Source organism: Nocardia sp. 2TAF39 (assembly GCF_052114905.1).
Classification (GTDB): domain Bacteria; phylum Actinomycetota; class Actinomycetes; order Mycobacteriales; family Mycobacteriaceae; genus Nocardia.
In genome coordinates, this window is record NZ_JBFRFQ010000023.1 from 19821 (window position 1) to 32684 (window position 12864).

The window sequence follows — 12864 nt, forward strand, 5'->3', positions numbered from 1 at the left end:
GCGCTCGAAGATTGTTGTCGGGGTGATCATTTCGTCTCCTCGATGTGCGCTTGGAGTTCCTGTAGTTTCCGGAGTTGGTCGGCAAGGTGGTGATCCAGTTCGTTGGATCGCTCTGATCGCAGGGGAGTGGTCGCGGATCGTTGTGTGGGGTCGGCGGCAGTGGAGTGGGCGTGTGGGGTGGCGATCGAGGGGTATTCCGTGCTGAGGGTGTCCAGCGCCCGCCCGAGAACCAGACATTGGGGTGGGCAGCTGTGGTGGATGCTCATGGCGCGTATCGCGTCGTTGTCGGTGAGCACGCCCGGGTCTGTGAGACAGTCGTGCCGGTACGCACCATCGTCAGGATCGAGAGCCGTTGGTGTGTTCATGAGATCGCCTGTGCCGCCGCAGCGGTGTCGTTGATGATCAGCGCTCCGACCCACCGGCACGGTTGGGCGTCCCATGTGCGGTGTTCGTCGATCCGGTTGTCGGACACCGGGACCGAGCCGCAGAACACGGCGGGACACGCCACGCTGACCAATCGGTTCTCGCTGTCGAACTTCGCGCGCCCGCAATCGGCATACAGCCGCACATGACCCTCGCCCGCAGCGATGTACCTGGGCGCAGGTAGGTGATAGCGAGAGGTTGCGCGGCCCGAGATACAGGGCGTCTGCGGTGGATGCGATTGGATCCAGCGTCGCCAGTTGCGAAGTGCGAGGCCCGCCGACATGGCATCGGTGGGGAAAATGTGCAAGGCGCGCGTCCTGTCGTGGTATCGGTCATTGAACATGGGGCAGTGCACTCCTTTTTCACGGGATGATCGGCGTTGGTGGGTGGAAATGCTGTGGGGGACAGTGCTGTTCACTGCGGTGTGGCGTGTTGGGGTAGTCGGCGGATGCCGCAGGCGAGGTCGTCGGCGAGGTCCTGATACGCATCGGCGGCATCGGCGAGTTGCAGCGAGGCGTCGTAGAACAGTCCCTCTGGGGCGATGGCGAGGGTGATATGGGTGTGCACGGTCAGCTGCGCGAGCTGGTCGATGACCTGCCCCATGGTGTGGGTGTAGGTCTTCGCGGCAGGGAACGGAACTGGTGTCGCCTGCCGCACCCACTCATCGATGTCGCGCATCAACCTGGTGCGATGCCAGTCGAGTTCTTCAAGTGCGCACCAGGGAGTGCTCTCCCGGGTCTGATGCAAGCCAGCGAGCTCACCGGCGGCGTCGAGCATCGGATGATCGGTCATGTTCGGGAATCCTCGGCAGGCGGCCAGCACGGCATCCTTGCCCGGGAGTCCGGTGACGGTCACCGGTGATCCCCCAAGGTTGGAAGTCGCCGCGCCCGCCGCGCGATATCGGTGGTCAGATCGGTGTAGCCATCGACCAGCTCCGCCAGCCGGTACCAGGCCGCGTGCACGGCCGGGTCGGCGGGATCGATAGTCATCAGCAGGTGGTAGGCGTATACCTGTGCCTCGGCCAACCTTGCTATCACCGCTCCCAGCGTCTCGGTGTGCATCCTCGCCCCCAGATGCGGGATCGGCAGCCGGTCGGTAACCCACACATCCACCGCGAACGCGAGTTCATCTCTACGGCAACGACACTCACTGCCGAACGTGGCCCCACGCCGCTGATACAGCAGCCCGAAGTCGTGCGCCAGCTTCGCCAGTGGATGGATTCCTACGTGGTGCCCCCGGATCGCCGACAACAGCGCCTCACCCGAGGGGAACAGCACTACTGCGTCGGGTTCGGAACGGCCCGAACCCACTGTGCTCGTATCTGGACCTGGAACGGCGTGCATAGCTCACCGCCACACCACAGCAGAGCGTGCCGGGCTGACGTACCGACGAGCAGCGGATATCACGCTGGTACGCGACGGCAACGAATGCGCGGTCGAGGGCAGCGATACCCAGTACCACCCGGTCGGGTGGTCGGTCATCGGAAACCACACCCGCTCACCGGACTCCAGGATCCGTACGCCGCGCTCCTCCAACTGGGCCAGTGTGTGTACTCCGAGCCTGCCGCCCCACGCCGGGCCGACGAGGAAGATCCACTCGCGATTCGGTCGTGAGTAGCTGATGATCGGCACCGACACGCACCGGGTCTCTTCGAGCAGCTCCTCACGCACCTGCTTGCCGAGACCAGCGGGCATCGCCACCGCACCCAAAGCTGTCGTCGCAATCAACGACACACGCTCGAACGCGCACGACACCGCGAACCCCAACCCGCGATACACGTGGGCCACCTCGCCGACGCTGTGGCAGCTCTCGAACATCACCGCCCCCTCCGATGACGGCCAGCAGGTTCCGGCACCACCGAGAGGCGGGATCGCGACCCCTGCCGCGCCTCCGCCGCCACACGACGACCACGCGCCGCACCAGCACTGAACGACACGATCATCGACGCCCGCGCCAAAGCCTGTCGATCCATCACCAGGACACCCCCAACCACGGCAACGCCTGCGAACTGACCGCGATCCGTGCTCCACGCTTCAATGCCCGGCGGACCATCATCGCGACTCCCTGCATGGTTTCTGCCAAGTGCGTGCTCGGCGGCGGTCCGGGGGCGGCCACGCGCACGGGACCGAAGCCATGCCCACCAGTTCAAGAGCGGTCAAGCCCAATAGGGCGGCGTACGACTTGAGCGCCGCCAGCTGCTCAGCGGCGTGAACTGCTGCAAGAGCCTGTTCTTCCGACAGCGTGCGACCGGGAAGGAAGTTCACGACGCAGTCGCCCTGCCCCACGGCTTTCGCGTGGTGCTCCGTGAGATGGCTGAAAATCATCTGCGCGTCTACGTGTACGGACATGGGCGGACCCTCCGTGTGTGACATATAAAGAATGAATATTTCATTCTTGGTGACCATTGACATGTCTGACGATAACTTTGACAACTTGTCATCACAAGTGCAGACAACAGATCCGTACACAGTTTCGGATGCGCGGTAGGATCTGGTCAGACACAGAGGAAGGAGCTGTCGGCGTGCCGACGTCACCTACGGTCGCGCGGTCAGAGCTACTGCTTCGACTGAACCAGTGGAAGACCGAACAGAAGATCGACGTTCAGACAGCGGCCAAAGCCCTGAAGATCACAACCAACCACTGGCACCAGCTCATGAGCGACCGTCGTGCGCTCACCGATGAACACTTCAACGCGATGATGAAGCTGTTCGGCCTTGACGCTGATGATCGAAAGATCCTCGAAGATCTGCGCGTCGACGCGCGGGAACGCGGCTGGTGGATGGACTACACCAGCCTGTTCGACGATGAGCATCGCCGACTGTTCGGGTTCGAGCATGGTGCGCAGAGCATTCAGAGCTACGAAGGGCTCATCATCCCCGGACTGCTCCAGACCGGGGACTACGCCCGCGCCATCATGAACTCTGACATCGCTCGCATCCGTCCCCTGGATGCGGACCTGTATGTCGAGGTGCGGTTGCGACGTCAACAGCGACTGACCGGCGAAGATCCGCTACACCTGACTGCGTTGATCCATCAAGCGGCGCTGGAGCAGCGGACAGGCACGGATGAGGTTATGCGCGGGCAACTCCGGCACCTGACTGCAATGGTCCGTGAACACCCAGGAACGATCGACATCCGGATTGTCCCGTTCACCGCAGCCAACCGGCCGATATTGTCCGGTTCACCATTCCACATCATCCACTTCGCTAGCCCGATGCTCGGACCGGTTGTGTGGCACGAATCGGTGGCTACACGAGGCATTATCGATGATGCTGCGAGAGTGCGTGAGCTACGCATCCTGTTCGACCGTCAGTTGGAGTCCGCGATGAGCCGTGACGACTCGCTGACCCTGATAGACCAGATAGCAGATCGGATAGCCTGATAGACATGAGCGCAATCAAGCCCGTCACCAGCAACAACGGTGTCTTCTTCAAGTCGTCATTCTCGAACGACGGTCCCTCGTGTGTCGAGGTGAAATTCGATAAGGAACGGGTGCTCATCCGCGACAGCAAGCAGAACACCGCGTACGTCAACGCTCCTGATGAGCAGCCGACGATCATCTTCCCGGCTGCGCAGTGGGCCACCGTTCTCGACCTCACCCTGGCCGCCAAGTCCGGCCAGGTCGATTCCCTCACTATCGATCTCCGTAGCGACGGCGGGGCCGACCTCAGCGGCGTGGCCATCGGAGGCGATTCTGTGAGACTGACCTACATGCCGGATGAATGGGACGCCTTCACCAAGGGCGTCGCGGGCGGCGAGTTCGACTACCGGTAGCAACCGTCTCACGGCTCTTGGCGGAATCTCAGAACGTTCGGCGGTGACGTGGCGGATCCGCCACTGTTCTGAGGTCCTGCACTCTTCTCAGGCAGATTGGCACGGTCGGCCGGTGCGGGATCGAAGCAATCTCGGCCGACTACCCTGACCGCTCGTCGGCATTCCTTCTAACGATCGGCTCGAAGCGTGGCGGTCCGGCTGCGCTGTGACGCTGAGGACGGAAAATCCTGCTGCCATGTGAGGGGTCAGGACCGCGGTGACGCGGGGTGCTCAGGACCTGGACACTGGACACCATCGCACCGCCGTTCCTGCTGAAATTTCTGCTGCGCGGTACGAGCGTCGACCGGATTCGAGCCACCGCGACGGTCAATGTGTCTCCCTCGATGAGCGGGAGCAAGCTCGCTGACTTCGTTATCGCGCTGCCGCCGCTCGCATGGATCATCGCCAACGCCACCTGCCTGGCCGCGCTACCTACCGGAATCGATACCGCCCGCCACAGTCACATTCGGGGACGTAGTGGCAGCGGTCACCCGCCCGGGTCTCGCACTGAGACTCGTGTCGGAATTCTCCAGCCGCGACAAAACAACTGGGAAGCCATCGACGCCCTCGACGGTGCTGGGGCTGTCCCGCCCGGAAACACCCGACTGCTGGTGATCATCTCCGACGTGCGTTTCTCAGCCCAACCCCGTGCCAAGGCACAGAAACGCCTCGCCCGGCTACGCGCGAACGGGTGCGCGGTGCTGTGGCTGGCACCAAGAGAAAGCCGACCCGTTGACCGGCGCGACCGTGCGCACATCGTCACCGAACCGGCCACCGCCCACGAAATCGGACGTACCGCCACTGCTGCCGTACATACCGTCTGACCACTGACCCGGGCGTGCACCACGCACGGCGCGCGCCTAGCCGAAACCATGTAACCGGCACCACGGAATCGGCAATTTCTGGTGTGTTGCGTTGGCGCGCTGTAGATTTCGGTGGCAAGCAGGGGCGGGGAGGACTCGTCCCGAACCTCATGGGGGTTTGGTTATGTCCGGCAATTTCGACGTCCGTGGTTCCGATCTCGAGGATGAACGGATCATGGCGGAATATCGCGGTACCTCCGAACATGTCAACGATGACGGGGACCTGGCGGAGGCGGGCATGATCTCCGAGGTAGATCTACGACTGTGGGGCTACCGCAAGCAGGATTTGGAGTCGCTTTTCGGTCCTCGCACCGAGATCACAGCGAGCGGTCGCCAAGTATGGAACCTCGACCACGTCCGCGCGATCGAAGCCCAACAGCTGGCACCGTTTCGCGGACGCATCATGCGGGAGCTACGATACTGCCGCGATATCGAGACCGCCCTCGAGACACTTGAGCACATGTTCGACAAACTGGGCCAGCCCGCGATCGAACGGTAGAGACATCGGGTCAGGTTAGTGTCGGAATCGGGTGTGGGCGAAGGGGTACCACAGATGCAGCCCGTGGATCTGAGCACTATTGATTGGCAGTCCTTCACGGTCGACGTCGAGTTGAGCGGTTCGATTGTCGCTGGAGCCGAGCCGGATCCGGGAGTCCTCGGATGGTCGGGTCCAGCCCAGTACCTGGTCGGTGCCGCGCGGAACCATCGTGTGGGAATGCAAGTGGACCAAGAGCTTTAGTAGTGCGTGGCTCAAAAGCTGGCCGAAGATGCGGAACGCCAGGGGGCAGCCATAGCCGTACTGGTCAGCGCGGCGCTGCCCAACAAACCAGAGAAGATAGAGGGCTCCAGATGGGTCGACGGGATCCCGGTCTGCGACTTCGCTACCGCTGTGCATCTCGCGGGCCCGCTCACGGCAGCTGGTTGTGATCGGCAAACGGCACGCCTTGGCCAACGGAGCGCGGAAAGGCAAGGCCGACAAGGTCTACGACTACGTCACACGACATCATCGACACCATCTTCACCGTGGCCGGCATATTGAGGCAGCTGGCACGACATTGCCCCCGCCGCTGCGCGCCGAACTCCCACCCGGCGAACGCCTCGCACTCCCACCGGCCAACACTGAGGAGCCGGAAGTCGAGCCCGAAGAACAGAAGTGAGGCCGCCGATGCGGCTGCTACTGTGCGGGCATGTACCAGGGTCTGTGGAGCGCGACGACCTGCTTTGCTGGGCGCACGCTACTGCTGCCTGCTCCCTGTGATCGATGTTGGTCTTGCTCGATATGACGCGACTCTGGCCAGGAGATCAAAGATTTCAATTACGTAGTTGTCTGCTAGCTAACTAGCCTTATCCAGTTTCGACGGCACTCGTCCAGGACGATAGATTGTTGCTATCGAGTCTGTGATCGCTAACGCTGCTTGAGTTGCTGGCCAAGCTCGGCTTCGCGTGCGCCGCTGATGGTTTCGTGTCGTCGTGGGTACAGCGAATTTTCATGGCGGGCTGATCTGCACGCCGGTGCGACACCACAGTGTCCGCGTGTCTCACCGGCGTGTCGAAGATTGTCTTCAGATGTCAGTGGGGTCGGGCCCGGAGTAGGGCTGGCGGATGGCGGTGACGAGTAGGACGTGCTGGTTTTGGGTCAGGTCGGCGATGCTGATGCGGTAGGACGCCAGATCGTGGGTGTCGGGGTCGCGCCGGTGGAGCAGGTCGTTGACGTGGCGGCCGTAGGCGACCTGGGTGCTGGAGTTCCACAGGCGCTGGAAGTCTCGGTTGGGGCGAAGTTGGCGCATCAGGTCGCGGGCTTGTTCGGAGTCGCGGTAGGTGCCTAATGCCGCCCTGACGACGGCGACGGTGCGGTTGGCTTCGTAGCGCCAGTCGGTCAGGACTGCGCGGGCGGGCGGGGTGAACACCCATGCCCGCACATTCCCGTCTTCACTGATACCCGCGAGCAGTGATCGGTATCCCTCGGTCGAGGCCAGTATGTTCCACAGCGGGTCGACATACGCTGCGAAAACATCACGTCGCTCGAGCGCGCCCAGGTAGGTCATGAGGCCGACGTCGTCGTGCACACACCGGCGAAGGCTATCGGTGGTGCGCAGGTGCTCGGCGGGGGCGCGTAGCTCCCGCAGGTTTCGTGTGCGCGGGGGATCGAGTTCGTATCCGGCGATGAGCTTTTCGAGGGTTTCAGGTTTTGGTGTGGTGCGGTCGGCCTCGATGTCGGCCAGATAGCTGGTACTGATCCCGTGACGTTGCTTGGCAACCTCACGCGAGAGCCCCAACTCGGTGCGGATCTGGAAGCAGGTGCTGCCCAGGGTCGGGATGTGCGGCAGTGGCCCGCGTCGTGTGTGGTCGTGTGTACGGTGTGCAGGATTCTGGCTCATGTGCAGAGCCCCCCCATCTTTCTAGAGTCTTCCGCTACAGATCTAGCAAGGTTATGGTGATTGGTTGCCCCCGAGATGATGCTCTTGTTCCTACCAGACGGTCTCTGACACGACAAGGTCTTTCGCCGTGAGATCGCAATGAGGTAGCTCACCCACAAGCCATCCATGGTCGTGCTCTGCCACGAATCAGTCTGCCGTGCAGACGATCCAGCGAAAAAATTTCATTGACGTTCCCAGCGACAATTCACCGGCAAACCCGCTGGACAAGCCCAGAATAGCAATTTGACGATCTGATCCTCACCTAAAAATAGGTGAGCGTAAACCCTGGCATTCCAAGCGGTTTCACGGTTTGGATAGAGAAGTAAGTTCAAACCGATTGAAAGGAAACCGATGTGGATCCCCTCCAGATGTTGAACGACGGCCTGATCGTGGCATCCAACGCCTTGAACGTGGTGTGGCAGGCGCTGTCGATCATCTTCATGTTCGTGTGACCTGATATCTGAGAAGCGGACTCCCAGAAGCGTTTTCGCTTCTGGGAGGGCCGCCGACGACGCGCGCCCCCGCGTATTCACCATTCTTTTTCATTTATCGCCCTGACCGATGAAGGGTTTATTCGGCATGTCCAAATTACGGAAATCCGCTCGCTCACCTCTGGTGCAGCGCTGTGTAGTCGGCGATGTGCGCCGAAACCGTCTGCACACCAGTCTGTCTCGCGGCGGCAGGACGGTTGTCGCCGGTGCGGTGCCTATCGTGATGCTGCTGTCGGCGGCGACCACGAGCGCGATGAGCACGCCTGCGGCGATCACTGATCAGCCCGGTGTCACCAGCCCCGCGCAACCCGGCACCTCCACCCCAGCTCCGCCGCCTGAACCCGCACCGCCCCCGCCGGTGTACTACTCCCAGCCCCCCGAGATCCGCAACCAGTCCGGGACCCGCCCAGCACCGGCGGCGGACGAACCCGTGGAGCCGATCGCGATCGCGGATCTGCATTTGCCCGAACCAGTGGAACCGGTAGCGCCGATCGAGCCGCCGGAGAACACGATTCGAGTCGGGCAATGGGAAACACCACGCCCGGACTGGCTACCCCCGGAATGCGCCGACGCCATCAACGACGCTGCCGCAGGCGCTGAAGCACAGGTCGCGACCGCGCTGGATTCGGTCGGCATCCCCGCCGGACGCTCCGACCGGGTCAGCGGAGCCACCCTGGGTGGGGCCGCCCTCGGCGGTGCCGGTGGCGCTGTCGTTGCCGGAGCACCGGCCGCGGCCCTGGGCGCGGTCGTCGGTGGTCTCGTCGGCGGCACCGTCGGCGGAATCGCCGGTGCTCTGGTCGGCACGGTGATCCCGGTACCGGTCATCGGGACGGTGACCTCCGGTGTGGCCGGTACCGCGTTGGGGGCGGCGGTGGGCGCGGCCGTGGGTGCGGTCGTGGCCGGTGTGCCCGCCGCCGTGGTCGGTGCGGTGGCCGGTGGCACAGTGGGTGCGGGGTTCGGTGCCGGTGTCGGGGTAGGCCAGCCATGACCGGAACCACGAACAACCGTGCGCGCATCCTCGCGGCCGTCGCGATGGCCACCGCACTCGGCACGGCTGGCGCGATCAGCGCGCCGACCCCGAGCGCAGAAGCAGTGCCGATCAATGGGTGTCCCGCACTGTATGTGCTCGGAGTACAGGGCACCGGGCAGTCCTCACCCGGGGCGGACCCACTGGCCGACACCGGGATGCTCGGCGCGTTGCTCGGTCCGGTGGTGGCCGCTGTCCCGGATCTGGTGCAGCGCAGCTACATTGCCTATCCGGCCGGGTTTGGGGGCGCGGTGGGCACCGGCGGCGGCTCCGATGCCTACGCGGACTCGGTGCGCGAGGGCCTGGCCGCGCTCGGGGCCGCCGCTGACCGGATCGCCGCCGCCTGCCCTGACACCGCGCTGGCCGCGGTGGGGTATTCCCAAGGCGCGCAGGTGGTGTCGGAATTCGCGCGAGCTGTTGGTGCGGGCGAGGGACCGGTCGGACCCGAGCGGGTCGCGGGCATCGCTTTGTACTCCGATCCCGATCGCGCGCCGGGATCGGTGGTGTTCCCCGGCCGCCCCGGGCAGCTGTCCCCGGACCCGGCTCCGGGTACGTCCGGGGTGGCGGTGTCGGGGGTGGCGATCACCACCGCGCCCGCGTCCGGCAGCGGGATCGCCACAGACGAGGGCCTCGATTACGGCGCGTTGACAGGGCGGGTCGCCCAGATCTGTGTCGAGGGTGACTTGAGTTGCGCGGCACCGGATCACGCCGCCCTGTTGCGGATGGCCGCCGAGATCGCCGCCCAGGCGGACCTGCGTGATCCGGTAGCAGCGCTCGGCTCGATCCAGGCACGGCTCTCAGGCGTGCTCGGTGACGCCTGGACCACCGTTGTGAACCGCGACTTCTATCTCGGTCCCGGCGTCGTCGATTACGTGCCTGAGGCCAGTCTCGCCGAGCGGCTCACCGCCGCCGCCGATCCCCGCACCCCACCTCCGACCCCGGAGGAGACGGCCGCGGCGACGGCCCGGTGGGGGCGGATCAGCGGGGTCGTGGCCTCGGATCCGGTCGGGCAGTTGCCGAAACTGGCCGGGCAACTCTCGGGCGCGTGGGGGCAGTTGGTCTCCGACAACGCCGATCTGATGAATCCGGCTGTATGGCTTCGGTACTCCGACGTGGTCGGCCGCCACACCGGTTACGCCGCTGCCGGGCAGCTCGCCACCGGGGTCGCGTGGATGATCGCACTCGCCCGCGACCTCGCCGGGAGGCGGCCGTGAACAGCGAGTTCTATGACGCGCCGAACCTCGACGGCCACCGTGCCGGGGACCTGGTGCGGACGCGGCCGGTGTTTGTGCCGCAGCTGACCCGGGCGGCGGGAGCGTGGCAGATCATCTACATCTCCACCAATTCCCGCTCCGAACTCATACCGGCCTCGGGGATCGTGCTGATCCCCGAGGCGATCGCAGCACCCGGCGCCACCGCGATCCTGGTGTACTGCCCGGAGTTTCGCGGACTCGGCGGGGCGTGCGCGCCCTCGCAACTGCTGGCGATCGGCACCGAACCCGACACCGCCGGGATCGAAGCCGCACTAGGGCAAGGGTGGGTGGTCGCGGTACCCGACGGTGAAGGACTCGGCGTCACCGGCCACGGACCGCATACCTTCCTGGCTGCCCGTGCCGGGGGCCGGATCGTGCTCGATCTCGCGCGGGCGGTCTATCGCGGTGCGAATCTCGGTGCTCCGGTCGCGCCGGTGCTGGCCTGGGGATACGCCGACGGTGGGCGCGCGGTCGCCGCCGCCGGTGAACTGCACCCCTGGTACGCGCCCGAGGTGGATCTACGCGGCATCTGCGCCGGAGCCGTCGCCTCCGACCTCGCGGCGCTGGCCCCCGCGTTCAGCCAAGGCGCGGGCGCGGGAGTCGGCCTGGCCGGGTTGATTGGACTGTCACGGGCCTACGAGCACATCCCGCTGCGCCACGTCCTGAACGAGGACGGAGTGCGGGCCGTCGCCGAGGCGCAACATCTCACCGGCACCGAACTGCTGCAACGGTTCCCGCAACCCTTGGCGCATTGGTGCCGACGCCCCGACCCCTGGAACGACGTGTGGTGGCGGCGGGTGCTGGCGTTGGAAACCCTCGCCCACACCAAGCCGGTGGTGCCGCTGCATCTGTATCACGGCAGTGCTGATGCGGTCGTCCCGGTGCAGGCCGGGCGTCGCACCCTCATCGCCTACCGGCAACGCGGCACCGAGGTCTCCTGGCGCGAGTACGACGCCGGCCACATCGACACCGCGAGTGCCGCCACCAGCGATGTCCTCGCGAGGCTGGGCGAGGACATCACTGGCCGGCCGCCGAACCCGGGCTGGGTGCCGCCGGACTCCGAGCACGCGGCCCGCTCCTAGACCCCTCCGGGGAACCTGCCCGCACCCCGGCCCCCTCCACGGGGTGCGGGCAGGCCCCGGGCGAAACACACAGTCCCCCGAAACGCGCGGTCCCGGACGCACTCCGACGTCTGAGCCGTTCGCGGGGCGGAGGTCGCGCTTCTATACCAGTTCGAGATGCCCTGTCCTCCCCTGGTGCCCCCTCCACCGGGGGAGGACAGGTGCCACACAACAATCCACCCCCCTTGTGTCACACAAGGATCCAACGAATTACGGAGGCATCATGACCGATTTCTACAGCACACCGATCCTCGGGCAGGGCCGTGTCCCTGGTGATCTGATGCGGCTGCGCCCGGCGTTGGTCCCCCCGTTGCCGGGCGCGGCGGTCACCGCCCACGCCACCGTGGCGCCGACGTTGTCGCGCGGTCACCGCGATAAAGGCAGGTGCGAGGTATGAGAAGCTACCGCGTCTTGGTGATTGTGCTCATCGTGGTCATCGCCATCGTGATCGCAGTGTTCGTGATCACTGTTTGCCACGACGACGGCGACCGAGACGCCGCCCCGTATTCGGGGACGGCGGCGACGGCGATGGAGCAGTCTTTCCCCGACCTGGCACCGACTACACCGGGGCCGAGGATCGACGCGTTGGGCACCTTCCTGGCCGGTCGCGCGGCCGGGCAGGTCATGCTCGATCTGGGCCGTGCCGCAGCCCGGGTCCCGGCCCGCAACGCCACGGATGCCCCGATCGTGTTGTGGGGTTACACCGACGGTGCCCGCGCAGCGGTCTGGGCCGGGGGCCTTGCGCCCGGCTACGCCCCAGAGCTGGATCTGCGCGGGATCGCTGCCGGGGCCGTGGTCACCGACCCGGGCCAGCTCTTGCGGCTCGTGGATACCAGCCGGGCGCGGCCATGACCTCGCCGGGCTCCCCGCTGATTCGGTTGTCGTCGGTCGATGCTCGTGATCTGACCGACCGGATCCGGGTCGGTGTCGAGGCGGTGTGGGAGCTGGTCAAACAGGCGTATGTGTCGCGGGCGTGGTCGGTGCTCGGCTACGACTCGTGGGACGACTACTGCACTCGTGAATTCGGGAACAGCCGGTTGCGGTTGCCGCGCGAGGAACGCTCCGAAGTCGTCGCCTCGATGCGCGAGATCGGCATGAGCACCCGGGCGATCGCCGCCGCGACCGGCGTCAGTGACATCACGGTTCGGCGTGAGCTGGCAGGTGCGACAAATGTCGCACCTGAGCCGGTCACCGGAGTCGACGGCAAGACGTATCAGCCGAAACCGCCTGCGCAGGAGCCAGAACCGCGCTCGCCTCGTCGGCGTCCGATCACGGATGCGTTCTTTGATGCCGCCTACACCTTGACCAAGGACACGGCGCGGATCGCGCGCCTGGCTGCTGATGACCGGTTCGGAAAGAACTCGGACCGGATCGCTGGCTCGCACTTGAGTGATCTGGTCCGCGCACGCGACGCGGTGCAACGCGTCATCGATCTCCTGACCCCCGAAGGATAGCC

17 protein-coding genes are annotated in these 12864 nt (G+C 65.2%); 11 read left to right on the top strand and 6 right to left on the bottom strand.

Annotation, left to right across the window (positions count from 1 at the left end):
- Positions 1–26: 26 nt before the first annotated feature.
- The 5 genes from AB4Z47_RS16415 to AB4Z47_RS16435 all read right to left on the bottom strand — a co-directional run bounded on the left by AB4Z47_RS16415 (position 27) and on the right by AB4Z47_RS16435 (position 2243).
- A complete protein-coding gene (locus tag AB4Z47_RS16415; protein WP_441951687.1) occupies positions 27–365 on the bottom strand; it encodes a hypothetical protein in 339 nt (112 codons plus the stop codon).
- Positions 362–766: a hypothetical protein gene (locus tag AB4Z47_RS16420; RefSeq protein WP_441951689.1), complete on the bottom strand. Its 405-nt coding sequence runs from the start codon at positions 764–766 to the stop codon at positions 362–364. The genes AB4Z47_RS16415 and AB4Z47_RS16420 overlap by 4 nt, the downstream gene beginning before the upstream one ends.
- Positions 767–837: 71 nt before the next feature.
- Complete coding sequence (locus tag AB4Z47_RS16425) at positions 838–1278, bottom strand: hypothetical protein (protein WP_441951690.1); 441 nt, start codon at positions 1276–1278, stop codon at positions 838–840.
- Positions 1275–1733, bottom strand: a complete 459-nt coding sequence (locus AB4Z47_RS16430) for a DUF4254 domain-containing protein (RefSeq protein ID WP_441951691.1) — start codon at positions 1731–1733, stop codon at positions 1275–1277. The genes AB4Z47_RS16425 and AB4Z47_RS16430 overlap by 4 nt, the downstream gene beginning before the upstream one ends.
- Before the next feature lie 36 nt (positions 1734–1769).
- A complete protein-coding gene (locus AB4Z47_RS16435; RefSeq protein WP_441951692.1) occupies positions 1770–2243 on the bottom strand; it encodes a hypothetical protein in 474 nt (157 codons plus the stop codon).
- 584 nt (positions 2244–2827) lie between these two features.
- Here AB4Z47_RS16435 and AB4Z47_RS16440 point away from each other — a divergent pair.
- From AB4Z47_RS16440 to AB4Z47_RS16460, 5 genes are all read left to right on the top strand, one after another.
- Positions 2828–3805, top strand: a complete 978-nt coding sequence (locus AB4Z47_RS16440; protein WP_441951693.1) for a DUF5753 domain-containing protein — start codon at positions 2828–2830, stop codon at positions 3803–3805.
- Between the two features lie 5 nt (positions 3806–3810).
- The gene (locus AB4Z47_RS16445) at positions 3811–4197 is read left to right on the top strand and encodes a DUF397 domain-containing protein (protein ID WP_441951694.1); all 387 of its coding nucleotides are present in this window, start codon (positions 3811–3813) and stop codon (positions 4195–4197) included.
- A gap of 266 nt (positions 4198–4463) precedes the next feature.
- Entirely contained in the window at positions 4464–5060 is a 597-nt protein-coding gene (locus AB4Z47_RS16450; protein ID WP_441951696.1) for a hypothetical protein, read from the top strand.
- 163 nt (positions 5061–5223) lie between these two features.
- Positions 5224–5598: a hypothetical protein gene (locus tag AB4Z47_RS16455; RefSeq protein WP_441951697.1), complete on the top strand. Its 375-nt coding sequence runs from the start codon at positions 5224–5226 to the stop codon at positions 5596–5598.
- A 246-nt stretch (positions 5599–5844) separates the two neighbouring features.
- Positions 5845–6138, top strand: coding sequence for a DUF2130 domain-containing protein (locus AB4Z47_RS16460; protein ID WP_441951699.1), 294 nt, complete (start codon positions 5845–5847; stop codon positions 6136–6138).
- Between the two features lie 523 nt (positions 6139–6661).
- On the opposite strand, the gene AB4Z47_RS16465 is transcribed toward AB4Z47_RS16460, so the two are convergent.
- Positions 6662–7477 carry an MmyB family transcriptional regulator gene (locus AB4Z47_RS16465; RefSeq protein ID WP_441951700.1) on the bottom strand — a complete coding sequence of 272 codons (816 nt, stop codon included), beginning with the start codon at positions 7475–7477 and terminating at the stop codon, positions 6662–6664.
- Between the two features lie 618 nt (positions 7478–8095).
- Between AB4Z47_RS16465 and AB4Z47_RS16470 the strand changes: the two genes are divergently transcribed.
- From AB4Z47_RS16470 to AB4Z47_RS16495, 6 genes are all read left to right on the top strand, one after another.
- A complete protein-coding gene (locus AB4Z47_RS16470) occupies positions 8096–8995 on the top strand; it encodes a hypothetical protein (RefSeq protein WP_441951701.1) in 900 nt (299 codons plus the stop codon).
- Entirely contained in the window at positions 8992–10248 is a 1257-nt protein-coding gene (locus AB4Z47_RS16475) for a cutinase family protein (protein WP_441951703.1), read from the top strand. Before AB4Z47_RS16470 ends, AB4Z47_RS16475 begins: the two co-directional genes overlap by 4 nt.
- Positions 10245–11369 (top strand): lipase family protein, encoded by a 1125-nt coding sequence (locus AB4Z47_RS16480; RefSeq protein ID WP_441951704.1) that lies wholly within the window; start codon positions 10245–10247, stop codon positions 11367–11369. The genes AB4Z47_RS16475 and AB4Z47_RS16480 overlap by 4 nt, the downstream gene beginning before the upstream one ends.
- A 262-nt stretch (positions 11370–11631) precedes the next feature.
- Positions 11632–11805 (top strand): hypothetical protein, encoded by a 174-nt coding sequence (locus tag AB4Z47_RS16485; RefSeq protein WP_441951706.1) that lies wholly within the window; start codon positions 11632–11634, stop codon positions 11803–11805.
- Positions 11802–12260, top strand: a complete 459-nt coding sequence (locus tag AB4Z47_RS16490; RefSeq protein WP_441951708.1) for a lipase family protein — start codon at positions 11802–11804, stop codon at positions 12258–12260. The genes AB4Z47_RS16485 and AB4Z47_RS16490 overlap by 4 nt, the downstream gene beginning before the upstream one ends.
- On the top strand, positions 12257–12862 hold the full coding sequence (locus AB4Z47_RS16495; protein ID WP_441951710.1) for a hypothetical protein: 606 nt from the start codon (positions 12257–12259) through the stop codon (positions 12860–12862). The genes AB4Z47_RS16490 and AB4Z47_RS16495 overlap by 4 nt, the downstream gene beginning before the upstream one ends.
- Positions 12863–12864 lie beyond the last annotated feature (2 nt).

Excerpts from the sequence above, each read along its gene's own strand:
- AB4Z47_RS16415 (WP_441951687.1), bottom strand. The coding sequence starts at position 365 with ATGAACACACCAACGGCTCTCGATCCTGACGATGGTGCGTACCGGCAC.
- AB4Z47_RS16420 (WP_441951689.1), bottom strand. The coding sequence starts at position 766 with ATGTTCAATGACCGATACCACGACAGGACGCGCGCCTTGCACATTTTC.
- AB4Z47_RS16445 (WP_441951694.1), top strand. The coding sequence starts at position 3,811 with ATGAGCGCAATCAAGCCCGTCACCAGCAACAACGGTGTCTTCTTCAAG.
- AB4Z47_RS16455 (WP_441951697.1), top strand. The coding sequence starts at position 5,224 with ATGTCCGGCAATTTCGACGTCCGTGGTTCCGATCTCGAGGATGAACGG.
- AB4Z47_RS16465 (WP_441951700.1), bottom strand. The coding sequence starts at position 7,477 with ATGAGCCAGAATCCTGCACACCGTACACACGACCACACACGACGCGGG.
- AB4Z47_RS16470 (WP_441951701.1), top strand. The coding sequence starts at position 8,096 with ATGTCCAAATTACGGAAATCCGCTCGCTCACCTCTGGTGCAGCGCTGT.
- AB4Z47_RS16475 (WP_441951703.1), top strand. The coding sequence starts at position 8,992 with ATGACCGGAACCACGAACAACCGTGCGCGCATCCTCGCGGCCGTCGCG.
- AB4Z47_RS16485 (WP_441951706.1), top strand. The coding sequence starts at position 11,632 with ATGACCGATTTCTACAGCACACCGATCCTCGGGCAGGGCCGTGTCCCT.
- AB4Z47_RS16490 (WP_441951708.1), top strand. The coding sequence starts at position 11,802 with ATGAGAAGCTACCGCGTCTTGGTGATTGTGCTCATCGTGGTCATCGCC.
- AB4Z47_RS16495 (WP_441951710.1), top strand. The coding sequence starts at position 12,257 with ATGACCTCGCCGGGCTCCCCGCTGATTCGGTTGTCGTCGGTCGATGCT.